27 protein-coding genes and 4 tRNA genes are annotated in these 26,981 nt (G+C 53.7%); 8 read left to right on the forward strand and 23 right to left on the reverse strand.

The window, feature by feature from the left end:
* Positions 1–126 precede the first annotated feature (126 nt).
* From PXC00_RS10625 to PXC00_RS10650, 6 genes are all read left to right on the forward strand, one after another.
* Entirely contained in the window at positions 127–471 is a 345-nt protein-coding gene (locus tag PXC00_RS10625; RefSeq protein ID WP_275845085.1) for a helix-turn-helix domain-containing protein, read from the forward strand.
* Positions 472–702: 231 nt separating this feature from the next.
* Complete coding sequence (locus PXC00_RS10630; protein ID WP_275845086.1) at positions 703–1,023, forward strand: DUF4258 domain-containing protein; 321 nt, start codon at positions 703–705, stop codon at positions 1,021–1,023.
* A gap of 3 nt (positions 1,024–1,026) precedes the next feature.
* On the forward strand, positions 1,027–1,257 hold the full coding sequence (locus tag PXC00_RS10635) for a type II toxin-antitoxin system MqsA family antitoxin (protein ID WP_275845087.1): 231 nt from the start codon (positions 1,027–1,029) through the stop codon (positions 1,255–1,257).
* 129 nt (positions 1,258–1,386) lie between these two features.
* Positions 1,387–2,811, forward strand: a complete 1,425-nt coding sequence (locus PXC00_RS10640) for a zinc ribbon domain-containing protein (protein ID WP_275845088.1) — start codon at positions 1,387–1,389, stop codon at positions 2,809–2,811.
* Positions 2,812–2,966: 155 nt separating this feature from the next.
* Positions 2,967–3,197, forward strand: a complete 231-nt coding sequence (locus PXC00_RS10645) for a hypothetical protein (RefSeq protein ID WP_275845089.1) — start codon at positions 2,967–2,969, stop codon at positions 3,195–3,197.
* Positions 3,198–3,263: 66 nt separating this feature from the next.
* Positions 3,264–4,355 carry a tyrosine-type recombinase/integrase gene (locus PXC00_RS10650; RefSeq protein WP_275845090.1) on the forward strand — a complete coding sequence of 364 codons (1,092 nt, stop codon included), beginning with the start codon at positions 3,264–3,266 and terminating at the stop codon, positions 4,353–4,355.
* Between the two features lie 77 nt (positions 4,356–4,432).
* On the opposite strand, the gene PXC00_RS10655 is transcribed toward PXC00_RS10650, so the two are convergent.
* The 6 genes from PXC00_RS10655 to PXC00_RS10680 all read right to left on the reverse strand — a co-directional run bounded on the left by PXC00_RS10655 (position 4,433) and on the right by PXC00_RS10680 (position 7,541).
* Positions 4,433–4,507 (reverse strand) — tRNA-Gln (locus PXC00_RS10655).
* Between the two features lie 49 nt (positions 4,508–4,556).
* Positions 4,557–4,633 (reverse strand) — tRNA-His (locus PXC00_RS10660).
* A gap of 4 nt (positions 4,634–4,637) precedes the next feature.
* Positions 4,638–4,714 (reverse strand) — tRNA-Arg (locus tag PXC00_RS10665).
* 12 nt (positions 4,715–4,726) lie between these two features.
* Positions 4,727–4,800: transfer RNA gene (locus PXC00_RS10670), tRNA-Gly, on the reverse strand.
* Positions 4,801–4,921: 121 nt separating this feature from the next.
* Positions 4,922–6,250: an MATE family efflux transporter gene (locus PXC00_RS10675; RefSeq protein WP_275845091.1), complete on the reverse strand. Its 1,329-nt coding sequence runs from the start codon at positions 6,248–6,250 to the stop codon at positions 4,922–4,924.
* Between the two features lie 247 nt (positions 6,251–6,497).
* Complete coding sequence (locus PXC00_RS10680; RefSeq protein WP_275845092.1) at positions 6,498–7,541, reverse strand: hypothetical protein; 1,044 nt, start codon at positions 7,539–7,541, stop codon at positions 6,498–6,500.
* Between the two features lie 357 nt (positions 7,542–7,898).
* On the opposite strand from PXC00_RS10680, the gene PXC00_RS10685 reads away from it, so the two are divergent.
* Positions 7,899–8,786: a DegV family protein gene (locus PXC00_RS10685; protein WP_275845093.1), complete on the forward strand. Its 888-nt coding sequence runs from the start codon at positions 7,899–7,901 to the stop codon at positions 8,784–8,786.
* Positions 8,787–8,868: 82 nt separating this feature from the next.
* Here the strand turns inward: PXC00_RS10685 and PXC00_RS10690 are convergent, their stop codons facing one another.
* The 13 genes from PXC00_RS10690 to ruvC form a co-directional block, all read right to left on the reverse strand.
* Complete coding sequence (locus tag PXC00_RS10690; protein ID WP_275845094.1) at positions 8,869–11,169, reverse strand: ATP-dependent Clp protease ATP-binding subunit; 2,301 nt, start codon at positions 11,167–11,169, stop codon at positions 8,869–8,871.
* Between the two features lie 215 nt (positions 11,170–11,384).
* Positions 11,385–11,999 carry a CDP-alcohol phosphatidyltransferase family protein gene (locus PXC00_RS10695; RefSeq protein WP_275845095.1) on the reverse strand — a complete coding sequence of 205 codons (615 nt, stop codon included), beginning with the start codon at positions 11,997–11,999 and terminating at the stop codon, positions 11,385–11,387.
* Complete coding sequence (locus tag PXC00_RS10700) at positions 11,983–12,609, reverse strand: CvpA family protein (RefSeq protein ID WP_275845096.1); 627 nt, start codon at positions 12,607–12,609, stop codon at positions 11,983–11,985. Before PXC00_RS10700 ends, PXC00_RS10695 begins: the two co-directional genes overlap by 17 nt.
* A gap of 92 nt (positions 12,610–12,701) precedes the next feature.
* Positions 12,702–13,961 (reverse strand): DUF5711 family protein, encoded by a 1,260-nt coding sequence (locus PXC00_RS10705; RefSeq protein ID WP_275845097.1) that lies wholly within the window; start codon positions 13,959–13,961, stop codon positions 12,702–12,704.
* A complete protein-coding gene (gene truA / locus PXC00_RS10710) occupies positions 13,954–14,712 on the reverse strand; it encodes a tRNA pseudouridine(38-40) synthase TruA (RefSeq protein ID WP_275845098.1) in 759 nt (252 codons plus the stop codon). Before truA ends, PXC00_RS10705 begins: the two co-directional genes overlap by 8 nt.
* A gap of 37 nt (positions 14,713–14,749) precedes the next feature.
* Entirely contained in the window at positions 14,750–15,562 is an 813-nt protein-coding gene (locus tag PXC00_RS10715) for an energy-coupling factor transporter transmembrane component T family protein (RefSeq protein ID WP_275845099.1), read from the reverse strand.
* Positions 15,559–16,425, reverse strand: coding sequence for an energy-coupling factor transporter ATPase (locus tag PXC00_RS10720; RefSeq protein ID WP_275845100.1), 867 nt, complete (start codon positions 16,423–16,425; stop codon positions 15,559–15,561). Before PXC00_RS10720 ends, PXC00_RS10715 begins: the two co-directional genes overlap by 4 nt.
* Positions 16,422–17,294: an energy-coupling factor transporter ATPase gene (locus tag PXC00_RS10725; protein ID WP_275845101.1), complete on the reverse strand. Its 873-nt coding sequence runs from the start codon at positions 17,292–17,294 to the stop codon at positions 16,422–16,424. The genes PXC00_RS10720 and PXC00_RS10725 overlap by 4 nt, the downstream gene beginning before the upstream one ends.
* Before the next feature lie 67 nt (positions 17,295–17,361).
* A complete protein-coding gene (locus tag PXC00_RS10730; protein WP_275845102.1) occupies positions 17,362–18,222 on the reverse strand; it encodes a class I SAM-dependent methyltransferase in 861 nt (286 codons plus the stop codon).
* Positions 18,223–18,275: 53 nt separating this feature from the next.
* Complete coding sequence (gene glmM, locus PXC00_RS10735; RefSeq protein WP_275845103.1) at positions 18,276–19,625, reverse strand: phosphoglucosamine mutase; 1,350 nt, start codon at positions 19,623–19,625, stop codon at positions 18,276–18,278.
* A gap of 59 nt (positions 19,626–19,684) precedes the next feature.
* A complete protein-coding gene (gene ruvB, locus PXC00_RS10740) occupies positions 19,685–20,740 on the reverse strand; it encodes a Holliday junction branch migration DNA helicase RuvB (RefSeq protein ID WP_275845104.1) in 1,056 nt (351 codons plus the stop codon).
* A gap of 27 nt (positions 20,741–20,767) precedes the next feature.
* Positions 20,768–21,373 carry a Holliday junction branch migration protein RuvA gene (gene ruvA, locus PXC00_RS10745; protein ID WP_275845105.1) on the reverse strand — a complete coding sequence of 202 codons (606 nt, stop codon included), beginning with the start codon at positions 21,371–21,373 and terminating at the stop codon, positions 20,768–20,770.
* Positions 21,374–21,385: 12 nt separating this feature from the next.
* Positions 21,386–21,895: a crossover junction endodeoxyribonuclease RuvC gene (ruvC, locus tag PXC00_RS10750; RefSeq protein ID WP_275845106.1), complete on the reverse strand. Its 510-nt coding sequence runs from the start codon at positions 21,893–21,895 to the stop codon at positions 21,386–21,388.
* Positions 21,896–22,153: 258 nt separating this feature from the next.
* Here ruvC and pap point away from each other — a divergent pair, with 258 nt between their 5' ends.
* A complete protein-coding gene (gene pap / locus PXC00_RS10755) occupies positions 22,154–23,665 on the forward strand; it encodes a polyphosphate:AMP phosphotransferase (protein WP_316934954.1) in 1,512 nt (503 codons plus the stop codon).
* Positions 23,666–23,732: 67 nt separating this feature from the next.
* Here pap and PXC00_RS10760 read toward each other — a convergent pair whose 3' ends face one another.
* The 4 genes from PXC00_RS10760 to PXC00_RS10775 are packed head-to-tail and all read right to left on the reverse strand — an operon-like array spanning position 23,733 to position 26,928.
* Positions 23,733–24,185, reverse strand: coding sequence for a threonine/serine exporter family protein (locus PXC00_RS10760; protein WP_275845190.1), 453 nt, complete (start codon positions 24,183–24,185; stop codon positions 23,733–23,735).
* A gap of 9 nt (positions 24,186–24,194) precedes the next feature.
* Positions 24,195–24,959, reverse strand: coding sequence for a threonine/serine exporter family protein (locus tag PXC00_RS10765; protein ID WP_316934955.1), 765 nt, complete (start codon positions 24,957–24,959; stop codon positions 24,195–24,197).
* A 24-nt stretch (positions 24,960–24,983) separates the two neighbouring features.
* On the reverse strand, positions 24,984–25,643 hold the full coding sequence (locus tag PXC00_RS10770) for a DUF6320 domain-containing protein (protein WP_275845109.1): 660 nt from the start codon (positions 25,641–25,643) through the stop codon (positions 24,984–24,986).
* A 22-nt stretch (positions 25,644–25,665) separates the two neighbouring features.
* Positions 25,666–26,928 (reverse strand): hypothetical protein, encoded by a 1,263-nt coding sequence (locus PXC00_RS10775; protein WP_275845110.1) that lies wholly within the window; start codon positions 26,926–26,928, stop codon positions 25,666–25,668.
* Positions 26,929–26,981 lie beyond the last annotated feature (53 nt).

A 26,981-nucleotide genomic window follows, 5' to 3' on the forward strand; every position in this document is an offset into this window, starting at 1 on the left:
CCTCCTCGCACACTAATAATAACTCGCTTATAACGATATATCAAGCTATAAGCGATACTTTTTTATAAAATATTGACTTTGTTCCGCTTTTAGTCTATGATTACAGTATGGACGGAGGAATTCCACATGAATAATAAAAAAGATTCACGCTTTATATTTGCAGAAAATCTACGCAGAATTTTAAAACAAAAAGGATATGATCAAGTAGACCTAGCTAACTATATGGGCGTTTCGTCTTCCACGGCATCAGATTGGTGTAACGGAAAGAAGTATCCCAGAGTAGACAAAGTACAACGGCTTGCGGATTGGCTGGAAGTTTTAAAATCCGATTTAACAGAAGAAAAGTTCGTCGCTGCAGTAAATGCTAACGACGAACTCATTCTTAAAACATTCCAAAAGCTTAATTCAGAAAACCAACGGAAGATTCTTGAACTTGCGAGACTGTATGCTGCTGATCAAGAGCAAGAATAATTTTTTTGTAAATCTTCATCTTTTCAGCTTCGCTTAAACCAACAATCAATTCTCGCATTTCTTCTATGTTATTCACTCAAACCTCCACAATTCTCCCGCACGTTCGACGAAACTCCTTGTTTTTATAATAGAACAGCTGTTCACAAAATGTAAGAGCAAAATATAAATTTTTCCAAACAAATATTTCTGTGGTTCAAATTTGGACCTTTGCCCGAAAAAGGAGCGTGAAAAGTGGACACAATACGGATAGAGGATATTTGGGCATTGTGCAGCGACCAGACAATTTTCATGACACAGCACGCGCACGACCGCTGTCGGGAGCGCGGCATCAAATATAAAGATCTAAAATCTACTATCTTGACCGGCGAAATCATTGAACAGTACCCGACCGATACGCCGTATCCTAGCTGCCTGCTGCTGGGCGTTACCGTAAACCACAAACCGCTGCATCTTGTCTGTAGCATTGGAACAGGGATACTGTGGATTATAACAGCATACTTTCCTAATTCCGAAAAGTGGGATAATAATTTTAAAACGCGAAAGGAGCTATGACAAATGACTTGTGGGTTATGCAAAGGCGATATGAAAGAATCTTTCACGACCAGCGTAACAACTTTCGATGATTGTGTCATTATCATTAAGCATGTCCCTTGCTATGAATGCACGCAGTGTGGAGAAGCCGTTTATGATGGTGAAACCATGGAACGCATCGAGGAAATTGTTGATGCTCTTCGCAAAGTTGTAACAGAAGTTGCCATTGTAGACTATTCCGGCAGAGTAGCATAAAAAAACGGCCCTCCGGTGCTACGAACACCGAAAGGCTTTAACAAGGAAAAAACAGGAACGCAAATCCCTAAATACTATTATAATTGGTTGGCGAAATTTGTCAACTAGGTATGAAAGGGAGAATGATTTATGAAATGTCCGAAATGCGGAAAAGAATTTGATGATGCCGTAAAATTTTGCTCAAATTGTGGTGCAAAAATTGAGCAAGAGGAGCCCCAGGCCCTGAATCCTACAGAAGGTTCCAAATCACCATCTTCTGAAGCCCGTAAGGCTCCAACTGAAGATGCAGAATCCGTTGCTACATCCGTCAATAAATTCCAAGCGGAAGAATCAACTAAAAATACCACGGAAAGTGATATGGGGGAAATTCTCAAGTCCATACAGAACGACTCTCATGTGTCTTTTTGGAAAAAAGTCAGGGACAAATTTTCTAAAAAAACATGGAAAAAGATTGGTATAGGAACTTTGTCTGCAGTGGTTGTAGTCGCCGTTTGTGCCATCGCTATTTATAAACCGAAACCAGAGCAAATTGTAATTTCTAAAGACACTCTGACGGTTGGCTTAAACGAGTCGCCAAAGATTCCATTAAAAGTCACCCCGTCAAATGCTTCAAGCCGCTCCTTTCAGCTAATCGGGAGTGATTCCAAAGTAGCAACATTCGCAATTGTAAAGGAAAACGGTAGTATTTCCGCAAAAATAAATCCTGAAAAAGTTGGATCAGTCACTTTGAAAATCAAATATCAGTCGAAATCCAATGGTGAAAAGACTTCCAATGTAGTCTCCATCGTGGTCATTGATAAAGTTGCGCAGAAAAAACAGGCTGACGACATTATTAAGCAAATTGATGCTTTATCAAATGTAACGCTTGATGATTATGATAAAGTTCAAAAATTGGATTCTGCCTATAAAAATCTGCCGGAATATGCAAAAAGCCTTGTGTCAAATAATCGAAAAATTTATGACGCAGAAGACACCATTGCTGATCTGGCAAAAGCTAAAGCAGCGCCCACTATTCAGGCAATTGATAAAATCGGAACAGTTACAAAAGACAGCGGTAAGAATATAGATGCTGCACGTAAGCTTTATGATTCCCTTCCTGATGGCGCAAAGCAGGCCGTGACGAATTACGATGATTTGGTATCGGCTGAATCTGAATTGCAGTCCATTCAAGCTGCTGAGCAGGAAGCTGCTCAAAAAGTTCAGGAAATCAAAGATTTCAAAAACAGCTGCGGCTCTTACTCCTACAAAGAAATCGCGCGCAATCCCGACTCCTATACTGGCAAGAGCGCAAAATTTACCGGTCAAGTTATTCAAGTCATAAATGATGGTAATGAGGTAGCCTTAAGAGTAAATGTGACAAAAGGAGAATACGGCCTTTGGGATGACACAATGTACATTGTATATTCCTACCCGGATTCCAGTTCTCCAAAAATCCTTGAAGATGACATCATCACAATGTATGGTACATTGGCTGGAAACGAAACATACACAAGCACTTTAGGCGCTTCCGTCACGATTCCGGCAATGGCCGCACAATATATCGATATTCAGTAAAGTAAAAGACCGCCCTACCCTGCTGGAACAGGATAGAGCGGCAGCAACCGGCCGGAGCCGGAGCATACAATATAATTGCTTAAATATTGTACTCCAAACCCGGCCTAAAATCAACAGTCCGGGCATTTTTATGCCTTTTTTAAGGGGGTACAAGCATGGCAAATATTCAAAAGCGCGGGAAGTCTTACCTCATCACTGCATCATGTGGATATGATTCTGCCGGCAAACAAATTCGGAAAACAACAACCTGGAAGCCGGAGCATGGCATGACCGCTCGGCAGGAGAAAAAAGCTGTAGAAGCTGCTGCCGTGCGCTTCGAAGATCAGGTTCAGAGTGGACAGTATGTTGACCCGACAATTACTTTTAAAGACTTTACTGAAAAGTAGCTGGCTGACTATGCAGAAGTAAATCTGCGCGCCGACACGGTAGCCGGATATAAAGCCTGGATTCCAGTGATTTGTCAGGCAATCGGGCATATAAAACTCGCAAAGCTGCAGCCGCATCACCTTGCTGAGCTTTACAAAAATTTAGCAGAAGATGGTATGCGGAGAGATACATCCTATACTGCAGAATTTAATTTGACGGCTCTCCTCCATAAAAGAGGCATTCGGAAAACAGACTTTGCCAAACAAATCGGCGTATCGAATACTACTCTGCTGCAGGTCAGCCGCAAACACCGGGTATCCCAAAAAACAGCCGCGGCCGTCTGTGCCGCACTCGGCCTAACTTTCGAAAAGGCTTTTTCTGCAGTCGGAAAGAAAAAGCTATCTGGAAACACCATCTTGCACTGTCACAATTTAATCAAGTCAATTCTGTCCACGGCAGTTAAATGGCAAGTTATTCCATCTAGCCCTGCCGACCGTGTAGCTACCCCAAAGAAAGAACATATTGAACAGGCGTGTCTTGATGAGCAACAAACCCGTGACCTAATTGCGGCCTTGCAGAGTGCGCCTATTAATCGCAGAACCGCCGTCATTCTGCTTTTGTGCTCCGGAATGCGCAGATCGGAGTTATACGGCCTTTCCTGGGGTGATATTGACTTTGACCGCATAACGGTGTCTATCCATGAAACATCCGTATATGTGCCCCACGAGGGCATAGTTCGAGGGGAGACAAAAAACGACAGCAGTTATCGAGTAATCAAGCTACCGGATTTTTGTCTTCCAGTGCTGCACGAATACCGCGCGTGGTACAATGAGCAGCGGCTAGCCTGTGGCGACCAATGGGAGGATAGCGGGAAATTATTCGTTAAGTGGAATGGAAACCCGGAAAGTCCAAACGCTCTTACCGTATGGTTCCGCAGTTTTGCACGTGCGCACCATATGCCTGAAAACATTCATACGCACAGTTTGCGTCATACGAATGCAACTCTGCAAATTGCAACGCACCAGGACATTCGCACTGTTGCCTCGCGACTTGGACACAGCCAGACGAGCACGACGCTTAACATTTATGCTCACGCAATTCAGTCTGCTGACGCAACTGCCGCAGCGGCCTTAGACAACATCTTCAAAGGGAACAAACAACAAATAAACAACAAATGAAATATTTCGTTGCGAAAAAATCCGCGCTGCAAAACCCTAAAAATGGCTTTGCAGCGCGGATTTCCGGTATATTCTTCTGGCTGGGCTGGCGGGATTCGGACCCACGCATGATGGAGTCAAAGTCCATTGCCTTACCGCTTGGCTACAGCCCAATATAAAAATACGGAGCAAGGATTGCTCCAAGCCCCGTACTGGATCGCGTGGGGTGGAAGAAGGGATTCGAACCCTCGGTCTCCAGAGCCACAATCTGGCGCTTTAACCAGCTAAGCTACATCCACCATATGGCGCGCCAAAAGGGACTCGAACCCCTGGCCCACTGCTTAGAAGGCAGTTGCTCTATCCGGCTGAGCTATTGGCGCGTATCCCTTTTATGGAGCGAGTGATGGGAATCGAACCCACACGACCAGCTTGGAAGGCTGGAGTTCTACCATTGAACTACACTCGCAATTATTAGCAACGGATAATAATATACCACAACCTCCTCTGTTTTGTCAAGTACACAGACCACAAAAAACGGATTTTTTTGTCCGAATCCAGCCCCACAGGACAAAGTGCCGCAGGGCGGCTTAATCAGACACCTGCTTTAAAACATGAAAATACGCCGGCACCAGGAAGCAGTCTGCCAACACCCAGGCAATCGGGCTGGCAAAGCAGGCAGCGGTAAAGCCCAGCACCGGCACCAGAAACAGGCCTGTCAGCGCCCGCGCGGTCATTTCGCACACACCCGCAAAAACCGCCACCCGGCTGTACCCCATGCCCTGAATCAGCAGGCGGAACACATTAACACCCGTCAACGGGATGTAGAATGCCGCGTTAATCACCAGACATTCATAGGCATTGGAAATAATCTCGGTTTCAGAACCGCTGACAAACAACGACGCCAGCGGTTTGCCAAATAAAATCAAAATCAGAAGCGCCAGAATGGAGTAACCCACACCAATCAGCAGCCCCGCCCGCAAACCGGGTGTCAAACGCTCTTTCTGCCGTGCGCCAACGTTCTGTCCGCCGTAAGTGGACATCGCAACACCCAAGGCGTCATAGGCACAGGTGAAAAAACAGGAAATCTTATTGGCCGCGGTCATGGCAGCCACTGCAAGGGAACCCAGTGCATTCACAGAAACCTGCAAAATCACGCTGCCAATCGCGGTAATCGATATCTGCAGACCCATCGGCAGCCCCATGGCAAGCAAACGCTTGATGTACGCGCCGCGTGGCCGCACATCGTCCCGGCTGACACGTAGAATCGCGTACCGTCTGCGAATAAAATACAAACAGGCAAAGCCGGAGAACAGTTGCGCGGTGACTGTCGCAATTCCCGCGCCCGCCACGCCCAGCGGAAACACAATAATCAGCAGCAGATCCAGCGCAATGTTGATCACCGAAGAAAGCACCAGGCAGAATACCGGCGTTTTGCTGTCGCCCAGTGCCCGCAGGATGCTGGCAAGGATATTGTAGAAAAAAGTCGCAGGAATGCCCGCAAAAATGATGACAATAAAGGTGTAAGCACTCTCCAAAATATCCGAAGGTGTATTCATGGCAAGCAGAATTTGCCGGCAAAATGTCACCGTCACCGCTGTCAGTACAACCGCCGAAATGACCGAAAGCCAAATAATATTGCCGACATAGCGCTTCAGGTCCTCCATCTGTTTGGCGCCAAAGCACTGGGCAATCGGAATGGCAAAGCCGCTGCAGATTCCCAAGCAGAAGCCGATAATCATAAAATTCAGCGAACCGGTGGAGCCAACTGCCGCCAGGGCCTTTTCTCCCAGAAAGCGCCCCACCACAATCGCATCCACAATGGAGTAAAGCTGCTGAAACAGATTTCCGAAAATAAGCGGAAGCGTAAAGTGAAAGAGCAGATTCATCGGGGAGCCGCTGGTCATATCCTTGGTCATGTTTTCTCTCCTGTTCTTGCCTGACAAAAATCATACGCGGAAGTACGGAAAGCCGCTGACCATTTCCCAGACAACAGCCCTTCAGCTTGTTTTGCAAACAGATACTATCTTACACAAAACCGCGAAAAGTGCAAGGGGTTTGCAAAAATTTTTGATTTTTTCCGTGTGAAAGCGATTTCATATTCATGCACAAAAAACAGCAGGGACAGGTAAAGCACTGTCTCTGCTGCAGGATTTCTAAGGCATTTCACACGGTCTGCGGCGTGGGAGAATACGGCAGGATGTTCTGCAAAAGTGTCTGCAGCAGCGTACCTCGCCGTAGAACCAGCGGCTGCACCGGCGCTGCCCCCGGAATGGAGCCCGCCGTACCATCTTTGTCAAAGGACAGCACACACGCATCCGAGGAAATCACATGGTCAATAAACGCAATGTCCGTGTAAAAATCCACACAAAACACAGGCTCCTGCTGTGCCTGACGGGTATGCACGGTATAGTTGCGCATCTGCTCCTGCGTTTGTGCGGAGCAGGTTTCTTCCGCCACAAAAAAGAAAAAGGGGGTTTTTGCCTGCAAAACCTGCGGCAGTACACGCCTGCTGCACGCTTCGCCACCACCACCGTTTCCGTAAGAACACCACGCGGCGTAAAAGCAGCCACTGCTGTGCAACAGCGCAGCCTTTTCCAAAAAGCCGCGCGACTCACTTTGCAGACAGGCCAGCGTATTGCCCACCTCCAGCATTTCTTTGACCAACGGCCGGTCAACCTGCACATCCTGCAGAAAAAGCAGGAATGCGCAGTCGCGGTATTTTCGCAGCAGTGGTGCCAGCGTCAGCGGCGGGTAGTCACCTCCGCAGAAAAACACATAGCAGTAAATGCCCATTTCCCGGCCCTGCCGAATCACATCGTCCAGCATCTCCACAGACAGCGCACCGCCTGCCTCCATGCGGAACACCAGCGTCCACGGCACATTGTGCCCATGCGCAGCCTCCAGTGCCCGGACGGTTTTGGCACCCACCGTCCAGCTGTTGTAAGCCATGTTCATGCCAAATGTTTTCAGCTGTTTCTGGTTGGTTTCCGTCACCAAATCATGAATCAGTTTATAGTAAGAGCTGCTTTCGTTATGCAGCATTTCCCCGAAAATATCAAAAAAATAGCGCTGAAATCTGCCCTTTGCAAAAAAGGTGCCCAAATCCACCAACTGTCGGACACTGCGCTTGGGGTCCCGGGCAATATCCTTGAATCCTTTATCGACCGCCGCGCTGATGAACGCACGCATCATGACATCTGACTTCATACTGTCGCCCTCTTTCCGCGTCAGTTCGTTTTATTTGATTCCCAATGAGCTTTCGGAAAAGCAGAAAAAAGCAATTGGCAATCTCTGCTTTCTTCCACGGTTCTTTACATCTTCCCCGTTCCTTATTATAATAATAACTATAAACGCTTTGCGGCAATCGCTAAATAGACAAACCTGCTGATGTGTCAGAAAAATAGACGGTTTTTTTCAGTTGTCGTATTCTTTTTCAGCGACAGTTTGTCAAAATGCTTTTTTTCTGGTATGCTAAGATTGCTTGCTTTTTGGAATACGGAAAAAGAGTTAAAAAACAAAACCCACGCCTGTTTTTTAACGGGTGAAAAAGGAGAATTCAAGTTTATGGAAAACTATTGTCTGTTAACCGATGCCCCCGCAGACCTCAGCCTGCCGCTGGCACAGGAACTGGGCATTGAGTTGATTCCCATGCCTTTGGATATTGACGGAAAGCCATACTTATTTACCTGCTTTGACGACAGCCTGCGCATGAAGACGTTTTACGACCTGCTGCGCGAGGGAAAGTTTGCGCATACTTCTCAAATTAACGAAACCATCTACATGGATCGGTTTAAACGCCATTTGGAAAACGGCGAGGACATCCTGTACCTCTGCTTTTCCTCCGGACTGAGCAATACCTACAACGCCGCCTGCCTTTGCGTGGAGCAGCTCAGCAGGCAGTACCCAGACCGCCGCATCGTCTGCATCGACACGCTCTGCGCCTCTTCCGGAGAGGGGCTGCTTGCCTACACAGCCGCCAAGAAGAAACAGGCAGGTGCTTCCCTGGAGGAAGTCCGGCAGTGGGTGGAACGTATGCGGGATCATGTGTGCCACTGCTTCAAAGTGGAAGACCTTGACCACCTGCGCCGCGGTGGGCGGATTTCCGCTACGACGGCCGTGGTCGGCTCTGCCCTGCAGATTAAGCCGATTCTGGTGGTTGACCATGCGGGCAAACTGCAGAACGTTGCCAAAATGCGTGGACGCAAGCGGGCGCAGGAATACCAGCTTTCCGCACTGGAACGCAACCTGCTGCCCGGGGCAGAAAACGACACGCTGACCATCGGGCATGGCGACTGTCAGGAAGAGGCGGAAGCCATGCGCGACGCGATTCTGGCGCGCTGCCCGCAGATTCAGCACGTCATCATTCTGCCGGTGGGCGCCATCATCGGCACGCACGTCGGTCCGGGTATGCTGACTGTGAATTTTTACGGAAAAGATAAAATGTGCAAATAAGTTTTTGCTTGTAAAGAACCCAACAAAAAAGAGTTCCGCAGTCCCCGCAGGGATTGACGGAACTCTTTCTTTTTCAGCTGTTTTATGCCAGTGTGCACAGGGAAAGCTCTTCCCCGCTGACGGTCAGACTCACGCCGGTCAAGCCGGTGTCGGTTGTTTCAATGATGATTTCCGCAAGGCGATCCTCCACTTTGCGGCGAATCAGCGTGCGCAGGTCACGTGCGCCACTCTTGCCGCCATAGGCACTCTTGGCAAGCCAGTGCACTGCCGCGTCGTCGTAGGTAAACAGAATCCCGCGCTCCTTGAGGGAATCCACATACTCATTGAGCATCAGGCGGGCAATGTCCTCAAAGTCCTCCACAGACAGATTGCGGAACACAATGGTTTCATCCACACGACTGAGGAACTCCGGCCGCAGGAACTCTGAGAGCGCCTTCAGCGCGTGTTCCTTGCTGACATCCTGCTCGCTGCGGTTAAAACCGAGGGCAGACTCGCGATTGGTGCTGCCGGCGTTGCTGGTCATGACCAGAATGGTGTTTTCAAAATTGACATTCCGACCCTGCGCGTCCGTGATGTGTCCTTCGTCCAGAATCTGCAGCAGGATATTCATCACATCCGGATGCGCTTTTTCAATCTCGTCAAACAGCAGGACGCTGTACGGCTGGCGGCGCACCTTCTCTGTGACCTGACCGGCTTCATCGTAACCGACGTAACCCGGCGGGGAGCCGATAATACGGGAAACGCTGTGTTTTTCCATAAACTCGCTCATATCCAAGCGAATCAAGGTTTCTGGTTTGTCAAACAATTCTTTGGAAAGCACCTTCACCAGTTCTGTCTTACCAACACCGGTGGGGCCGACAAAAATGAACGATGCCGGGCGGCGGCGCGGGCTAATCTGCACCCGGCTGCGGCGAATGGCAGCTGCAACCGCTGCAACCGCTTCTTTCTGCCCGATGATGTGCTGATTCAGCGTATCTTCAATGTGAGAAAGCTTCTTCAGCTCGCTCTCCTGCACCCGGCTGGCGGGAATCCCCGTCCAAAGTTCAATGACATGGGCAAGATCCTGCTCCTCAACCGGCGCGCCCAGTGCGGCGGGGGCAAGCGTTTCTGCACGCTGCTGCAGCCGTGAAATATCGGTGCGTACACGTGCCAATTCCTCATAGTTGGTGGTTTCACCGTCTGCGGTCATATCCTCTTCCTCGCGGTGCAGGTGCTCCAGCTCGCCGGTCAGGCGGTCATACTCGTTCATGGAGGTGTTGCGCAAAGCCGCGCAGGCACAGGCTTCGTCCAGCAGGTCGATGGCCTTATCCGGCAGGAAGCGGTCGTTGATGTACCGTTCCGCCAGCACCACGGTGCGGTGTGCAATTTGGTCTGAAACACGCACCCGGTGGAAATTTTCGTAATATTCCTTGATACCGCGCAGGATTTCATCCGCATCCGCAACAGACGGCTCCGCAATCGTAACCGGCTGGAAGCGGCGCTCCAAGGCAGCATCCTTTTCAATATACTTGCGGTACTCTGTAAAGGTGGTGGCGCCAATCACCTGGATTTCTCCGCGCGACAGCGCCGGCTTTAGGATATTGGCGGCGTTCATGCTGCCCTCCGCGTCGCCGGTGCCGACCAGATTGTGCACCTCGTCAATAAACAGGATAATGTTCCCCTCCTGCTTCACTTCCTCCACCAAGCCTTTGATGCGGCTTTCAAACTGACCGCGGAACTGCGTGCCCGCAACCAGCGCGGTCAAATCCAACAGGTGGATTTCCTTTTTCTGCAGGTGCATCGGAACAGTGCCCTCTGCAATCCGCAGGGCAAGCCCTTCTGCGACGGCAGTTTTGCCGACGCCCGGCTCGCCAATCAGGCAAGGGTTGTTTTTCGTGCGGCGGGAAAGAATCTGGATGACGCGGCTGATTTCCTTTTCCCTGCCGACAATACGGTCGATCTGCCCGGCGCGTGCCTTGGCAGTCAGATCTGTGCAGTATGCGTTCAGGTGCTTGCGCTTGCTTTTTGCCTTTTCGGCTTTTTTCTTGTCCGCTTTCGGCTGGCTGCGCGGTTCGGGGGAATTTTCGCTTTTATTCTCGCGACCGCCGTACAGATTGCGCAGCAGGTTTGCGGGGAACAGCGCGGCACCGCCGGGGACAAAACCATCCTCGCTGTCACCGCTGCCGTCCTCTCCTGTTTCCTCCGGATTCATGAACTCACCGAGTTCCTCCTCCATCGCCTCCATTTGCTCGTCTGTAAGGCCCATTTTATCCATCAGGTCATTGACCGGTTTGATTCCAAGCTCTCTGGCGCAGGTCAGGCAAAGCCCCTGTGTATCGTTTGAATCCGCGGAGGTGGAAAGGAACACAACCGCGGGACGTTTGTGGCATCTGGAACACAACATAGCAATCACTTCGCTTTTTCTAGGATTTGCGAATTTTCCACCGCCCAGATGCTGCGGAAAATTCGGACTCACTCTTATTATAATCCATCTCAAGCAGACAAAATTAAATAATTTATAAATAATCCGAATTTGCATCCACTCGCCGAATGCAAAAATCCCGGCTGAAGCGGGGAGTCGCAGTGGGTTCCACCGGATGTTCTGCCGGGCCTGCACGTTCATTCTTTTTTGAGGCGCTTCTTTTTATCCATCATTTCCGCAAGGTCAATCTGGTCTTCCGGGTCGTTGCTTTTCAGAATCCGAAAAAACTCGCGCGCATACAGAACCAGCGCCAAAATCATGAATGCCGCGGTAATCAGCAGCATCACCGCCGCCGTCCCCGCATGATAAAATCGAAACATATCCATCAGCATAATGGTAACAAATGTCACATAAAACAGCACCGTTGCCAGCTTGCCGTACCACTTTGCCGCACAGGGCTTTTTGCCCTTTTTCAGCAGGACGCCACCCGCCACCAGCATAATGCACTCCTTGACAACAAAAATCATCAGGAACGGCAGCAGCACCGGGTGGCGCACCGCCAGACTGATGGCAACCGCCCCCTGCGTCAATTTGTCGGAAATCGGGTCCAGCACCTGCCCCAGCTCCGTGAACTGGTTAAAGTGCCGCGCCACAAAGCCGTCGAGCGCATCCGTCAGGCCAGCGATTACCAGCACCACCACGGCAGTTTTCACGTATCCGTTCAGATAGCAGATCATGAACGGAATCACCAGAATCATCCGCAGCACCGTCAGCGCATTGGGAATATTGAAATTCTTATTTTTGATTTGCATGCGCCTGCACATCCCCTCTCAGCAGTTTGTCATACCATGCATATACAGGGTTCCGAATCTGCTCCGGCAGCTTCGCCAAAAAAGTCTGCGTTTTTTGGCGAATGTCAGCACCGGCAGACTTGCTTCCGGAAGAGGCCGCCGAAACCGGCGCTTCCTGCAGTTGAAGAACGACCGAGTCGTCAAAGCTGGAAAGCTGGATTTTATCGGGATATTTGACCGCCAACAGCGGCAAAGAGAGCCGCAGCAGCGCACACAGCAGCAAAACCAGCAGAACCCCCTTCACACCGCCGAAAATGCCGCCGAACACCCGATTGATGCCATGCAGAACCGGCAGCCGACACACGGTGTTGAGCAGTCGCCCCAAAAGCCACGCCGCAAACAGAATCAGAAGGAACGCCAGCACCGTGTAAAGCACGCTGCCCGCATAATGATTTTCCTGCTTGACCCACGGCAGCACGCCCGCAAGCCAGGTACCCAAGCGCGGAGAGAGCAGCACGGCAGCCACCACACCGGCAAGCCCCGCCAAAGTCCGCACTGCTCCCTTATGTGCGCCCGCAGCCACGCAGGCAATCAAAATCACCAGCAGCACCACATCAACCGCAATTCCCATGACCACGCCTCCTGTCTTCTGCAGAACACGCAGATGCAGATATACTTAACGATTATACTATAAATTTGATTCTGCCGCAAGCAGCGTCCTTGTCATCCACGCAGGGTTTCCAGACGGATTTCTGACACATCCAGCAGGAACACTTGATTTGCGCTGCGCAGCGCGACCGCACGCGCATTGGAGCCTGCGCTGCAGCTGCCAACAGCCTTCCCCGATGTGGTAAAAGCGCTGACCTTACCGCTGCTCAGCACGGCCATGACATCCGCATACTGGGAAACGCTTACAATCGAGCCATCCACTTTTGCGGAGCCCTGCACCTTGCCCTGTGCGTTCACTGCAGTCAAATGGCTGGCCGTTGCATTGCGAAAGTCCAGCAGACCCAGCACGGCTGTACTGCTGTTTAAATTCCACGCGGCGAGCTGTGCATCCCCGTAGCTGTACGCGCCCAAGGTCTTGCCAGCGCTGTCCAGCGCCACCGTCTGCGTGTCCCCCACGGCAAGGATGCCGAAGCTGGTGTAGGCAACATCCAAAAAAGTGGTATCTGCATACGTTGCAGCCGGCTTCACCGTTTGGTTTGAGTTAAAGTCCAATTCGTACACCGCGCTGACAAGCGCACCGCCGCTCGCGCCGACCGCAGTCACCACAGCGTGTGTGCCGTCCGAATTGACGGCAACCGCCGTGGGATAATATTCTGAAAACGAATATTGATAAGCCACCTGACCGTTCTGCTGATAAACGGTCAACTGACCGCAGTAGCCGTCCTCCTCCGTGAGCAGCGCAAATCGCCCGTTCGCACAGACCGCCCCGCCCAACAGCTTGCCGTCTGTGCTGCTGTCCACCAATGTTTTGAGCTGGCTTTCCAGCCGATAACCGGTGCCGCCCAGATTATAAACCAGCACACGGTTTCCGTTGACCTTCATCACCGCGCTGGAAAGGCTGTGCTTGCGGGAAAAAAGCTGCTTCGCGGAACTGTTGTATGCCTGCACGGCAGTGTCGCTGGTTAAAAACAGTTCCTTATTTGCCGCAATAAAATTGCACGGCTGCACATTTTCATCCGTCAGGTGTACCGGAAAGCCGCTGCCCTTGCTAAGGCCGAGCATCTGCGTCTGCACCCACTCGGAAATATTGGCAGGCTTTAGATTTTCACGGTTCACCCAAAGAACCATGCCAACCGCGCAGAAAAGCAAAACCGCGATGGCAGCGTAAATGCCCTTTGGCGGTCGGCCGTCCCGGCGTGCCTTTTTGCGCTGCCGCTTGTCCTTTCTGCGCGCGGAGTCGCCGAAAGGCGGAAGCTCTCCCGGCAGAGGCGTCCGCTTGCCCTTTCGCTGCGCGCTCCGCAAAAATTTATGCATGCAGCTGTGCCTCCTCATAATCCACACGGTTCAGGTACAATCCCTGCGGCGGGGCAGTCGGCCCCGCAAAGGAACGCTTCCTTGCCGCGAAAATTTTCGGTATCTCCTGCGGTGCAAGCTTGCCCTGCGCCACGTACAGCAGCGTTCCGGTCAAGATACGCACCATGTTGTACAAAAACCCATCTGCCGCCACCGTAAACGTAACGAGGTCTCCCTCGCGCTGCACCTGCGCCTGTGTAACCGTACGCACAAAGCTGCCCATCTTCCTGCCGTCCTGCGTACAGAACGAGGTGAAATCGTGCGCACCGACGTAATACCCCGCCGCCGCGTTCAGCTTCGCTTCATCCAGCGGATACCAGTAATGCAGCGCGCGGTTCCGCAGAAACGGGCTGCGCACCGGTGCGTTCCAGATTTGATAAACATACTGCTTCCCCTTACAGGAAAAGCGGGCATGAAACGCCTCCGGCACTTCCCGGCAGGCAGTCACCGCCACGTCCGGCGGCAAAAAGTGGTTGACCGCACACAGCAGCCTCCCGCAGGGAATCTGCCGCTGTGTTTGGAACGACACGCAGAACATCCGCGCGTGCACCCCCGCGTCTGTGCGGGAGCAGCCTTTCAGGCTCGGCGTTTCCTGCAGCACCTTATACAGTGCATTTTGCAGGACTTCCTGCACCGTCAGCGCATTCGGCTGAATCTGCCAGCCGTGGTAGGCGGCGCCGTCAAAACAAAGCGTCAAAAGAAGATTGCGCACGCAGGCACTCCTTTCCGATACATTCTTTACACCGGCACTACAAAACCGCCGGCAGGGTTACATTCAGCAAAATGACGACCGCAAGCACCGCCGCGCCAAAGAATGCCGCGGCAAAGTCTATCCGCTGCAGATGCAGGATTTTCATCTTGGTGCGCCCCTCGCCGCCGTGGTAGCAGCGGCACTCCATCGCCATTGCCAGGTCATACGCGCGGCGGAAAGAGGAAACAAACAGCGGAATCAGCACCGGCACCAGCGCCTTAATGCGCTGCATCAGCCCGCCGGACTCCATGTCCGCGCCGCGGGCTTTCTGTGCCGCCATGATTTTGTCCGTTTCTTCCAGCAGCGTCGGCACGAAGCGCAGCGCAATCGTCATCATCATGGAAATTTCATGCACCTTTATGTGCAGCGCTTTCAAGGGGGACAACAGCCGTTCCATCGCATCGGTCAGGTCGGTGGGCGAGGTGGTAAAAGTTAAAATGGAGCTGAACAAAATCAGGCACACAATCCGCACGGCGATAAAAATGGAGTTTCGGATACCCTCCATGGTAATCTGCATAAAGCCAATCTGCACCAGCACCGGCCCGGTGCCGTAAAAAAGATTGAGCGCCGCTGTGAACAGCACAATGAAAAGGATGCCCTTCATGCTGCGGAAGTACAGCTGAATCGGTACACCGGAACAAACCATCATGCCGGCTGTAACGGCCGCCAAAAAGCCAAGCCCCCAGAAGTTTGACGCCACAAAAATATACACAATGAAGGCAATCGTCAGGGTCAGCTTCACACGCGGGTCCAGTCGGTGAAGCAGCGATTCACCGGGAAAGTACTGCCCCAGCGCAACATCTCTGGTCATACGGCGTCACCTCCCCGCTGCAAAAGCGGCAGCAGCTGCCCCACTGCCTGCTCCAGTGTCAGGCAGGGCTTCACCGGGTAGCCATCCGCTTTCAGCTGCAGCATGATTTTTGTCACCTGCGGCACCTGCAGTCCGATGGACTCCAGCTCCGCGCCGTGAGAAAAGACCTGCTCCGTCGTGTCAAACATCTGCAGCACCGAAGCGTTCATCACCAACACACGATCCGCAACACGCGCCACGTCCTCCATACTGTGTGAAACCAAAAGAACGGTATTGCCACGTTTCTGGTGGTAACTCACAATTTCGCTGAGCAGCACATCACGGCCGCCGGGGTCCAGCCCCGCAGTGGGTTCATCCAGAATCAGCACATCCGGGTCCATCGCCAGCACGCCCGCAATCGCGACGCGGCGTTTTTCACCGCCGGAAAGCTCAAACGGACTTTTCGAAAGCAGCTCTTCCGGCAGCCCGACAAAATCCGCCGCATCATGTGCCCGCTGCTCAATTTCTGCCTCGGTCAGTCCCATATTGCGCGGGCCGAAAGCAATGTCCTTTAAAACGGTTTCTTCAAACAGCTGATCCTCCGGATACTGGAACACCATGCCGACCTTAAACCGCACCGCGCGGATTTTCTTGGGGTCTTCCCAGATATCCCGCCCGGAAAGCAGCACCTGCCCGGATGTGGGGCGAATTAAGCCATTGAGCATTTGAATCATCGTACTTTTGCCGGAACCGGTGTGACCAATGATGCCGACAAACTCCCCCTTCGCAATCTGAAAGCTGACGTTTTGCACTGCTTTCTTTTCAAACGGGGTACCTGCACCATAGGTATAGCAAAGGTTTCGTGCCTCTAAAAGCGGGTTCACGCGGAGGCCCCCTTTCCGGAAAGCAGCGGTTCCAGTGCTTTCACACATTCCTCAACCGTCAGCACACACGGCGGCAGCTTGCAGCCGGCGCCGCTCAGGCGAAACGCCAACTCTGTCGCCTGCGGCACGTCCAGCTTGTGCCGCTTCAGCAGTTCTACCTGTGCAAAAACTTCACGCGGCGTGCCCTGTGTCAGGATTTTTCCGCTGTCCATGACAATCACGCGTCCGGCCTGCACCGCTTCATCCATATAATGGGTAATTAAAAGAATGGTAATCCCTTTTTCGCGGTTCAGTCGACGAATGGTTTCCATTACTTCCGCGCGGCCGCGCGGGTCCAGCATGGCGGTCGGCTCGTCCAGCACGATGCAGTCCGTCTGCATTGCCAGAATACCCGCAATGGCGACGCGCTGCTTCTGCCCGCCGGAAAGCTTGTATGGCGCGTGCGTGCGGTACTCGTACATTTCCACCGCTTTCAGCGCTTCATCCACCCGGCGGCGGATTTCCTTTGGCTCAATGCCCAGATTTTCCGGGCCGAAAGCAACGTCCTCCTCGACAATGGATGCCACCAGTTGGTTGTCCGGATTCTGCTGCACCATGCCCACCCGGCGGCGGATGTCAAAGGCACGTTCCTCATCCGCGGTGTCAATACCGTCCACATACACTTTACCGGAAATGGGCGTCAGCATGGCGTTAAACATTTTTGCCATGGTAGACTTTCCGGAGCCGTTGTGCCCCAGCAGCGCGACAAACTCGCCCCGCTGCACGGACAGGTCAATTCCCTTGAGCACCGCGCGCACCGGCGCATCCGGATGTTCCGCGTCCGGTTCATCATAGGTAAAGCAAACATTTTCAGCTTTGATAAATTCCATCTTTGTCTCCTTTTCGTGTCGCGCGGTTCCCCCGGAACCTGAACGCACCCCAGACAGACTTTCAAATTTAAAATTCGGCAATCGCCGTACTGCCGCAGGGCAGGCTTCTGCCCGTACTGCTGACCCGCAGGCCGATTTCGCCGGCAGAAACCTGCCCGCCGAAGCGCGGCTGCAGCATGACCCCCAGCAGGTACTCCATCACCGCCGGAGAAAGGCCGGTCGTGTAGGAATTCAGCAGGAAAAACAACGGCTGCTCGCTGAGAATCGGAATGCACATCTGCACCAGCGCATACAGCTGCTCTTCCAGCTTCCACACCTCGCCGCCGGGGCCGCGCCCGTAGCTGGGCGGGTCCATAATCACCGCATCATAGCGGTGACCGCGCCGCTGCTCGCGCTGCACAAACTTCATGCAGTCATCCACCAGCCAGCGCACCGGTCGGTCCGAAAGGCCGCTTGCGGCAGCATTTTCCTTTGCCCACTGTACCATGCCCTTGCTTGCATCCACATGGCAGACTTTTGCCCCCGCCTTTGCGCACGCAAGGGACGCCGCACCGGTGTAGCCAAACAAATTCAGCACACTGACCGGGCGGTGCGCGGCGCGGATTTTCTCCATCGCGTACTGCCAGTTGACCGCCTGCTCCGGAAAAATGCCGGTGTGCTTAAACCCCATGGTTTTGAGCCGAAACGTCATGCCCTGCCAGCCGATGTTCCACACCGGCGGCACACCGCGCAGAATTTCCCAGTGCCCGCCGCCGGAGCTGGAGCGGATGTAGCGTGCGCCCGCCTGCTTCCAGCGCGGATCCTTTCGGGGTGTTTCCCAGATAATCTGCGGATCGGGGCGAATCAGCAGCACATCGCCCCAGCGCTCCAGCCGCTCGCCGCCGGAAGTGTCAATCAACTCGTAATCCTGCCAATCTGCGGTACGCATTGTGTCTCTCCTTCACAAACCGCCCGCAACGGGCGGTAAAAAATTCTTCCGCTTTACGCCAACCGCTCCCGCAGCACCTGCGCGACCGACTCCGCTAAGGTATGAATCAGGGTTTGATCCAGTCCTTCCACCATCACGCGCAGAAGCGGCTCGGTACCGGAAGGGCGCACGATGATGCGGCCGTCACGGCCAAGCTTCTGCTTTGCCGCTTCCACAGCCTGCTGCACCGCTTCATCTGCTGCAAAACGCTGCTTGCCGTCCGCCGCGACTTCCACATTGATGAGCACCTGCGGGAAACGCGTCATCAGCGTGGCAAGCGAACTCAGCTTCGCCTGCCGGCGCTTCAGAATCGACAGCAGCTGCGCGGCGGTCAGCTGGCCGTCGCCGGTGGTTGCAAAGTCGAGGAAAATCACATGGCCGCTCTGCTCGCCGCCGAAGTTGTATCCCTCCTGCTGCATTTTTTCCAGTACATAGCGGTCACCGACCTTGGTGGCCTCAAAGTGCAAACCGTTCGCTTCGCAGAAACGGGAAAAGCCCATGTTTGTCATGATGGTGCCGACCGCCGTGTCCTTCGCCAGCTTGCCGCGGGATTTCATATCCGCCGCACAGATAGCCATGACAAAATCGCCGTCAACCAGCGCCCCTTTATCATCCACCGCAAGGCAGCGGTCCGCGTCGCCGTCAAACGCAACGCCCGCGTCCAGACCGTTTTCCCGCACGAATGCCATCAGGTTTTCCATGTGTGTGGAACCGCAGTTGTTGTTGACATTGACACCGTTGGGATGGTTGGAAATCATGCAGCACGTGGCGCCGAGTTCGGTAAAAAGCTGCTCTGCTGTGCTGGAGGCTGCACCGTTTGCGCAGTCGACGCCGATGCGCATACCGTCCAGAGAAAAGGGCACCGTACTTTTAATATGGTCAATGTAATCGCGTACCGCATTGGGCGCCACGGTCACGGTGCCGATATCGCCGCCAACTGGCATCGGCAGCGTTTCGCTGCCTTCCAAAACAATTCTTTCAATCTCATCTTCCAATGCATCCGGCAGTTTGTAGCCGTCGCCGGAGAAAATTTTAATGCCATTAAACTCACAGGGGTTGTGGCTCGCGGTCAGCATAACGCCCGCGTCCGCCTTGTACTTGCCGACTAAAAACGCAACCGCCGGCGTCGGAATCACGCCCAGCTGCACCACATCCGCGCCGACGCTGCACAGACCCGCTGTGATGGAAGCCTCCAGCATATCCGAAGAAATGCGGGTGTCCTTTCCAATGAGGATTTTCGGGTGGCGGTTGCCGGAATCTGTCAGAACAAAAGCCGCCGCGCGGCCGATTTTCAGCGCCATCTCACAGGTCAGCTCGCTGTTGGCAATGCCGCGCACACCGTCTGTACCAAAAAGTCTTCCCATACCGTTAACTCTCCTGTTTATCAAAATTTATCTTTTCGCTGTCTTTCTGTAAAAGGAATCTAAAAAAGCCGCTGCTGCCCCGGCGCTTCCTCTGCCGGCGGCTGCAGACCGAGGTGCAGGTACGCTGCTTTGGTTGCAACCCGCCCGCGCGGCGTGCGTGCCAAAAAGCCGATCTGCATCAGGTACGGCTCATACACATCCTCCAGCGTCACCGCTTCTTCGCCAATGGCTGCGGCAAGGGTATCCAGGCCGACCGGCCCGCCGTTGTAATATTGAATCATCGTGGTCAGCATCCGACGGTCGTTAGCATCCAGACCCAATTCGTCCACTTCCATGCGGTCAAGTCCCAGTTTCGCCGCGTTGTAGTCAATAACGCCGTCACTGGTCACCTGTGCGAAGTCGCGCACACGTTTGAGCATCCGGTTAGCAATACGCGGCGTTCCGCGGCTGCGGGAGGCGATTTCCAAGGCGCCGTCCGCCTCAATCTCAATCCCGAGTATCTGCGCCGAGCGCGTCACAATCTGCGCCAGTTCCTCCGGGGAGTACATCTCCAGCCGCAGCACCACGCCGAAGCGGTCGCGCAGCGGCGCGGAAAGCTGCCCCGCACGGGTGGTCGCGCCCACCAGCGTAAATTTCGGCAGCGGCAGATGGTAGCTTGCCGCCATCTGCCCCTTTCCGGTGATAATATCAATGGAGTAGTCCTCCATGGCCGGATACAGGATTTCCTCGACTGTGCGCGGCAGGCGGTGCACTTCATCAATAAACAGCACATCGCCCGCATTGAGGTTAGTCAGCAGCGCTGCCAAATCGCCCGGGCGCTCAATCGCCGGGCCGGAGGTGATGCGCAGGTTGACGCCGAGTTCGTTTGCAATAATGCCCGCAAGCGTGGTTTTGCCCAGTCCCGGCGGGCCGTACAGCAGCACATGATCCAGCGTTTCCTTGCGCTGCTTTGCCGCTTCAATGAAAACCGCCAGATTTTCCTTTACCTTTTCCTGCCCGATATACTCATCCAGCCGCTTCGGGCGCAGAGGATTTTCGGTTTCCTCGTCATTTGGCGTGTATTCGGGCGCCACCATCCGGTTTTCCAAGTCAAAGTCTTCTTCGGTATACTCCATGCGCCAGCCTCCTTCCCTTCTGCTGCTTTACTGACCGGAAGCAAAGCCCCGCAGCGCCAGCCGAATCAGTTCCTCCACCGGCAGGCTGCTGTCCAGCCGCGCCACCGCGCTGGCAGCTTCGCTGTTGGAGTAACCCAGCACCGTCAGCGCACTGACCGCAGCCTCCGCATTGCCGGCGGCAGACGGCACCCCTGCGGGCAGCGACGATAAACCGGCATCCGCCGCCTGCATGGACTTCACCTTGTCTTTTAATTCCAGTACAATGCGCTGCCCCAGCTTTGGGCCGACCCCGTTTGCACTGGTAAACGCCTTGCTGTTGCCGGTTGCGGCGGCGGCAGCCACCTGCTCCGGCGTCAGCGTGGAAAGAATCGCCAGGCCGACTTTCGGACCGACGCCGCTGATATTGGTTAAAAGCTTAAAGCAGTTCAGCTCCGCCTGGGTTGCAAAGCCGAAAAGTTCCAGAGCATCTTCACGCACATTCAGGTGCGTGAAAAGTTTCGTCTCCTGCCCCAGCGGCGGCAGGACTTTCTGCGTATGCATGGTTGTGCGGCACAAAAAGCCGACACCGCCACACTCGACCACCGCGATGTTCGGCTCGACATGGGTCAGTGTTCCTTTAATACTGTAAAACATTTTGCACTCCTCTTACTGGCGGAAAGCCTCCAGCGTGCGGCGGCGCATGGCACTGATGCTTGCCTGCCCGTGCGTAATGGCCATGGCGAGCGCATCGGCGGTATCATCCGGCTTCGGCACTTCTTTTAAGTGCAGCAGCCGCCGCGTCATCTCCATGACCTGCGGCTTTTTCGCCCGGCCATAGCCGGTGACCGCCTGCTTCACCTGCATGGGCGTATATTCATACACCGCACAGCCCGCCTGCTGGCAGGCAAGCAGAATCACGCCGCGCGCCTCCGCCACACCAATGCCGGTTGTCTTGTTGTTCTGGAAGTACAGCTTTTCAATCGCGGCCGCCTGTGGCTGCCACTTCTGCAGCACCGCTGTCAGTTCCTCATAAATCTGCTGCAGCCGCTGACCGAAAGGCATCCCCGCCGGGGTCAGCACCGCGCCGGAGGCCAATGGGATGTACCGCCCGGCCTCTGCGCGCAGCACACCCCAGCCCACGATTGCGTAGCCGGGGTCGATACCCAAAACAATCACGGCAGCGCCCCCTTTGTTCTGTACAGTTCTCTCTGTATTCAGTTACACGTCATTATACCACATTTTCATGCAAAAGCAAAACACAAACCGTGCCGCGGAAGGCGGAAAAAAGTTCGTTGTTATTTCTAAAAATAATTGCAGTTCACACAAAATTCGTGTATACTTATTACAACTTTTAAAAGAATGTAACTAGATGCCGGCACGGACGAATCCATCGTCCGGCGCTGCAGGCAGAAGATGAAACAGGAGGTTCCCGTTATGCTGGAAAAAGCAAACCTGAAAAAAACCGTTTCCAAAAAAGAATATAAGGAACAGCTCAAGCCCCTGCAGGAGGCGCTGACCGCACTGGACGCTCCGCTAAAAGCCGCCGGGCTGCCCGTCATCATCCTGTTTGAAGGCTGGGGCGGCGCGGGCAAGGGGCGCGTAATTTCACGCTTGATTTTAAACTTTGACCCCCGTTGGTTCACTGTGGTCAATACCCAGCCCCCAACCGAGCTGGAGCGCCGTGAACCGGCCATGTGGCGCCACTGGCTCACCATCCCCAAAGCAGGGCAGATGTCCATCATGGACCGCTCCTGGTACCAGGAAGTCAGCATCCTGCGTCTGGAAGACGAAGTGGACGACCTGACCAATCTGCGCCACATGAATGAAATCAACAACTTTGAGCGCGCTCTGACAGACAACGGTTACCTGATCATCAAGTTTTTCCTGCACATCTCGCAGAAAGAGCAGAAAGCCCGCCTGGAAAAACTCGACAGTGACAAAAACACCGAGTGGCGCGTCACACCGGCAGACTGGCGCCGCTGCCGGCAGTATGACAAATACTGCGATGCGTTCGACCAAATGCTGGAGTACACCAACACATCCTGCGCGCCGTGGCACGTCATTTCCGGCATGAACGACGAAGTGCGCACACTGGAAGTGTTCCGTATCGTCAAAGAATCCGTGCAGACTGCACTGGCGCTGCGGCAGGAGCAGGCAGCGGCGCCGCGCCCGGCTTCCGGTGTCATTCAGCCGGGGCAGTACCATTTTCTCAAAATGCCAAAGCTCGCCGAAGTGGACCTTTCCAAATCTCTGCGTCAAGATTCCTATAAAAAGCAGCTGAAAAAGGAACAGGAACGGCTGGCGGAGCTGCACAATACCATTTACCGCAAAAAGATTCCGGTCATCATCGCTTACGAAGGCTGGGATGCCGCCGGAAAAGGCGGCAACATCAAGCGCGTGGCGCAAGCGCTGGACCCGCGCGGCTACGAAGTGGTTCCGATTGCTTCCCCCAACGAAGAGGAACATGGCAGACACTACCTGTGGCGCTTCTGGCAGCACCTGCCCAAAGACGGCCATATCGCTATCTTTGACCGCACCTGGTACGGGCGCGTCATGGTAGAGCGCATCGAGGGCTTCTGCTCCGCGCAGGACTGGCAGCGGGCTTATCGGGAAATCAACGAGTTTGAACGCCAGCTGTACGACTGGGGCGCCGTCATCCTTAAGTTCTGGATTCACATTGACCAGGACGAGCAGCTCCGGCGCTTTGAAGACCGGCAGAACACCCCCTCCAAGCAGTGGAAAATCACAGAGGAGGACTGGCGCAACCGTGAAAAATGGCCGCAGTACGAAACGGCGGTCAACGATATGCTGCAGTACACCTCCACCGACTTTGCGCCGTGGCACATCATCGCGGGCAACGACAAAAAGTACGCCCGCGTCAAAACGCTGAAACTGATTAACAAAGCAATCGAGCAGCGCATTGCCGAGGGTAAAAAAACGCGGTAAAAAGCCTGCGAACAGAAAAAGAGCAGATGGAAGGAATCCTCCTTTCCGTCTGCTCTTTTATTGTTCCTTATTTCCGCAGATTCCGCTGTGCCTGCTTCTGACGGTGAATCGTCGCGGAAAGCCGCACCACTGAGGACACCAGCAGCACCCCCATGGCAAGCGCCCCCGCAATGCCAAACGTGTGCAGGCCTGTGCTCAAAAACATACTATTATTGCCGGAAACCGCGTACTCCATCGTGTGGTAAATCCCGCCGCCCGGCACCATTGGCAGCATGGAAACCAGCAGAAAGCCGGTGACCGGACTTTTGTTGACGCGCGCCATTACTTCCGAATAAGCAGAAGATGCCAGCGCGCTCATAAAGAACTGAAAAATATCCTGATGAACGAACCCAAACAGCAGATAAATCCCCCAGCCGATGGCTCCACCAAGGGAATACCAGATCATCTGTCTGCCGCGCAGATTGACACACAGGCAGTACGCTACGCAGGCGACAAAGCTGTAAAAACAGGGCAGCAGCATCTGCACGCGTCACACCCCCCACAAAAGTCTGGAAAGCACCATGATGGTACCGACACCCAGTGCAATGGCCGTGGCCACCAGCAAACTTTCCACAAAACGCAGCAAACCGGAAAGATAGTCTGCCGAAAGAATGTCCCGCATAAAGCTGGTAATAGCAATGCCCGGTACCAGGTTCATCACGCTGCCGATAATCATGCGGTCCACATTCAGGTATGGGTCAAAGTGCGCCGCACCCAGACAAACCAGACCAATCACAACGCTTTCAAGCAGTGTGGCAAAAAACGAATTGGCACGGTACTTTAAGAAAAAGTTCTGCAGCCAATACACCAGCAGACCGGTCACCGCCCCCACACAGGCATCCGCCGCGTTGCCGCCGTAAAAGAGGGTAAAGGCAAAGGCAACTCCCGCAAAGCCCAAGGCTCGCAGTGCTTTGGAATTTCCCTTATCCTGTTCAATCTGCTCAACCTCCCACCGCAGACGCAAAAGCGCGGGGCGCCTGCTGCAGGCGCGGCGGCAAAGGTCGTTGAGCCGGTCAATTTTTCCAAGGTCAATGCACCGGTCTTCCACCCGACAAATGCGCGAAATCGGCATACCGTCCGGCTGGCATACCGTCACGTTAATGCAGGTGGTCAGCGCAAAAATATGGCTGTCCGGCGCACCGTAAGCAACAAAAATGCGCTTCATGGATTCTTCCGCACGGTAAATTTCAGCCCCGTACTGTACCAGCAGCCTGCCGATTTCTGTTCCCACAGACACCAGTTCCTTGTAGTCCATTTCCACATAACCCCTTGTGCACGCTCATAAATGGAGCCGCCGCCTTAATTCTTCCTGCACCTGTCTGCCGCGAAAAATCAGCATGGCCGCCAGCATGATGAGGCTCATGCCCACGCACAGCAGGCTGGGCAGCGGCACCGTGATCCATCCGGACAAAAGCAGCACCAGCTGCAAAACCCCCAAAAGAAAATCCACCAGTAAATACACAATCAAGCTTCCGGCAGAAACATGAAACAGCCGGAACGTGACCACCAGCGTCACCATGGCGCACATACAGATGATGGGAATCACAAAATTAATGCTCCAACCCTGCCGACCGGTGCCCGCGTCCCAGCAGACACAAAGCACACTACCCACAAACACTTCCCAAATCAGTGTTTTGGGAATATTGCGCTGCTTGCGAAGGGCAACGCCCAGCATAATCCACAGACACGCCACCCCGCCCAAAACGAACAGGCTCCACAGGCCATTTTCCCGAAACATAAAGTTCAGCAGCATACACACCACACAGGCGGCCACACTGACAAGCGCCAAAATGGAGGTCCAGATACGCCGCTTCCGGCAGCTGTCCGGCAAAACCGGAAAGCCGCCCGGCTCCGCCTCTCCCTCCAAAACCGCGTTGCACAGGGGGCAGCGCTCCCGCGCGCCGCGCACGCTTACTCTGCATTTCTCACAGTATTTCATAAGTATGCTCCCAAAGGGTTCTCTATCCTTCTAAATCATTGGTATCAATCTCTACCGGAATATGCAGCGCCGTAAGGGAACGGAAAAAATGCCGCTGCAGGTCCGCGTTTAAAAACGCGGAAGAAAAGCTGAGCGTCATTTTTTCCGCATAGGTCAAAGCGCAAAGCTGCACCTTTTCTGTGCTGACAAACACTTCCAGCTTTTCAATGTAAGCCTGCAGTTCTTCCGGCATCCGCACAATTCCCACATTGGAAACCGCGCTGGTTTCCCGCTTGCTGACCAGATGGTTGCCCAGACGCATACCCAAATCTTTAAAAAACAACGGCGTCACCCGCGCAAACGGGTTTTCAATCAGCGCAATGTACTGGTTGACGCGAAATTGCAGCTCCGCAGGCGAAAGCCCCGCGTGAAACCGCTCGCTCAGCTTCGCAATGAGGTCCTCCAGCGTTCCGCTGCCCTGGGAAAAGTCGTAGCTGACATCCATAACCCCGAAAAAGTTGCGGGCAGAGGCAGAATTAAAATGGTTGCGCAGGTTAATCGGCACCGCCAGCACAACCGGCTTTCGCTCGTCGCGCACCGCCATTTCCTCATGTACAGCCTGCATCACTAACGCGCAGAGCAAAATGGTCAGGCTGGTGCCATACTGACGGCTGACCTGCAGCAGCGCCCCTGCCGGCACCGTGCCAATGGTCACGCTCAGGCGATTATTCGGCGTTTTTGTGCCACGCAGACGGAACGCGGTTTTGACCTTCGATATTTTGGGGTGCTTCTGGCGGTTGGCATAATGTTCAAAGCTGTCGTCCATGCTCTGCGATTCGCTGGCGTCGTAGTCCAACTCTGGCAGATGCGCCAGTTCCGCTGCGTGTATCAGCTTCAGATAGCGAAACACCAGCACCCGCAGAAAATGCATGGCGCCGGTGCCGTCTGAAATGGCATGGAATACCTCCAGATTGATGCACCGCTGAAAGTAGGTTACCTCAAACAGAAGTGACGGAACTTCCCGGTCATACATCTGCGCACAGGGCGCGCGGTATTCCTGCCGCACCACCGGCTGCAAATCCGTATGCTCCAGATAGTACCAGAACAGACCGCGCTTCAAAAACGTCTGGAATCCCGGAAAAAAGTCCATGGTCTGATCCAGTGCCTCCTGCAGTTTCTGCGGCTGCACCGGTTCTTTCAGTTCGCAGACCATGCGGAAGACCTTGGTGTCGCGCCGCCCGCTGGTACAGGGAAAAATTTTTGCGGCTGTGTCAAGCCCTGTCCACTGAAATTTTGGATGCCCCAAAGGAATTCACCTTCTTCAAGCGGGAGAACACCGCAAACCGTTTTTGCAAAAAC

This window comes from Caproicibacterium argilliputei (assembly GCF_029211325.2).
GTDB classification, from domain to species: Bacteria; Bacillota; Clostridia; order Oscillospirales; family Acutalibacteraceae; genus Caproicibacterium; species Caproicibacterium argilliputei.

Excerpts from the sequence above, each read along its gene's own strand:
- PXC00_RS10625 (WP_275845085.1), top strand. The coding sequence starts at position 127 with ATGAATAATAAAAAAGATTCACGCTTTATATTTGCAGAAAATCTACGC.
- PXC00_RS10635 (WP_275845087.1), top strand. The coding sequence starts at position 1,027 with ATGACTTGTGGGTTATGCAAAGGCGATATGAAAGAATCTTTCACGACC.
- PXC00_RS10640 (WP_275845088.1), top strand. The coding sequence starts at position 1,387 with ATGAAATGTCCGAAATGCGGAAAAGAATTTGATGATGCCGTAAAATTT.
- PXC00_RS10645 (WP_275845089.1), top strand. The coding sequence starts at position 2,967 with ATGGCAAATATTCAAAAGCGCGGGAAGTCTTACCTCATCACTGCATCA.
- PXC00_RS10675 (WP_275845091.1), bottom strand. The coding sequence starts at position 6,250 with ATGACCAAGGATATGACCAGCGGCTCCCCGATGAATCTGCTCTTTCAC.
- PXC00_RS10680 (WP_275845092.1), bottom strand. The coding sequence starts at position 7,541 with ATGAAGTCAGATGTCATGATGCGTGCGTTCATCAGCGCGGCGGTCGAT.
- PXC00_RS10685 (WP_275845093.1), top strand. The coding sequence starts at position 7,899 with ATGGAAAACTATTGTCTGTTAACCGATGCCCCCGCAGACCTCAGCCTG.
- PXC00_RS10690 (WP_275845094.1), bottom strand. The coding sequence starts at position 11,169 with ATGTTGTGTTCCAGATGCCACAAACGTCCCGCGGTTGTGTTCCTTTCC.
- PXC00_RS10695 (WP_275845095.1), bottom strand. The coding sequence starts at position 11,999 with ATGCAAATCAAAAATAAGAATTTCAATATTCCCAATGCGCTGACGGTG.
- PXC00_RS10700 (WP_275845096.1), bottom strand. The coding sequence starts at position 12,609 with ATGGGAATTGCGGTTGATGTGGTGCTGCTGGTGATTTTGATTGCCTGC.
- PXC00_RS10705 (WP_275845097.1), bottom strand. The coding sequence starts at position 13,961 with ATGCATAAATTTTTGCGGAGCGCGCAGCGAAAGGGCAAGCGGACGCCT.
- PXC00_RS10715 (WP_275845099.1), bottom strand. The coding sequence starts at position 15,562 with ATGACCAGAGATGTTGCGCTGGGGCAGTACTTTCCCGGTGAATCGCTG.
- PXC00_RS10725 (WP_275845101.1), bottom strand. The coding sequence starts at position 17,294 with ATGGAATTTATCAAAGCTGAAAATGTTTGCTTTACCTATGATGAACCG.
- PXC00_RS10730 (WP_275845102.1), bottom strand. The coding sequence starts at position 18,222 with ATGCGTACCGCAGATTGGCAGGATTACGAGTTGATTGACACTTCCGGC.
- glmM (WP_275845103.1), bottom strand. The coding sequence starts at position 19,625 with ATGGGAAGACTTTTTGGTACAGACGGTGTGCGCGGCATTGCCAACAGC.
- ruvB (WP_275845104.1), bottom strand. The coding sequence starts at position 20,740 with ATGGAGTATACCGAAGAAGACTTTGACTTGGAAAACCGGATGGTGGCG.
- ruvA (WP_275845105.1), bottom strand. The coding sequence starts at position 21,373 with ATGTTTTACAGTATTAAAGGAACACTGACCCATGTCGAGCCGAACATC.
- pap (WP_316934954.1), top strand. The coding sequence starts at position 22,154 with ATGCTGGAAAAAGCAAACCTGAAAAAAACCGTTTCCAAAAAAGAATAT.
- PXC00_RS10760 (WP_275845190.1), bottom strand. The coding sequence starts at position 24,185 with ATGCTGCTGCCCTGTTTTTACAGCTTTGTCGCCTGCGTAGCGTACTGC.
- PXC00_RS10765 (WP_316934955.1), bottom strand. The coding sequence starts at position 24,959 with ATGGACTACAAGGAACTGGTGTCTGTGGGAACAGAAATCGGCAGGCTG.
- PXC00_RS10770 (WP_275845109.1), bottom strand. The coding sequence starts at position 25,643 with ATGAAATACTGTGAGAAATGCAGAGTAAGCGTGCGCGGCGCGCGGGAG.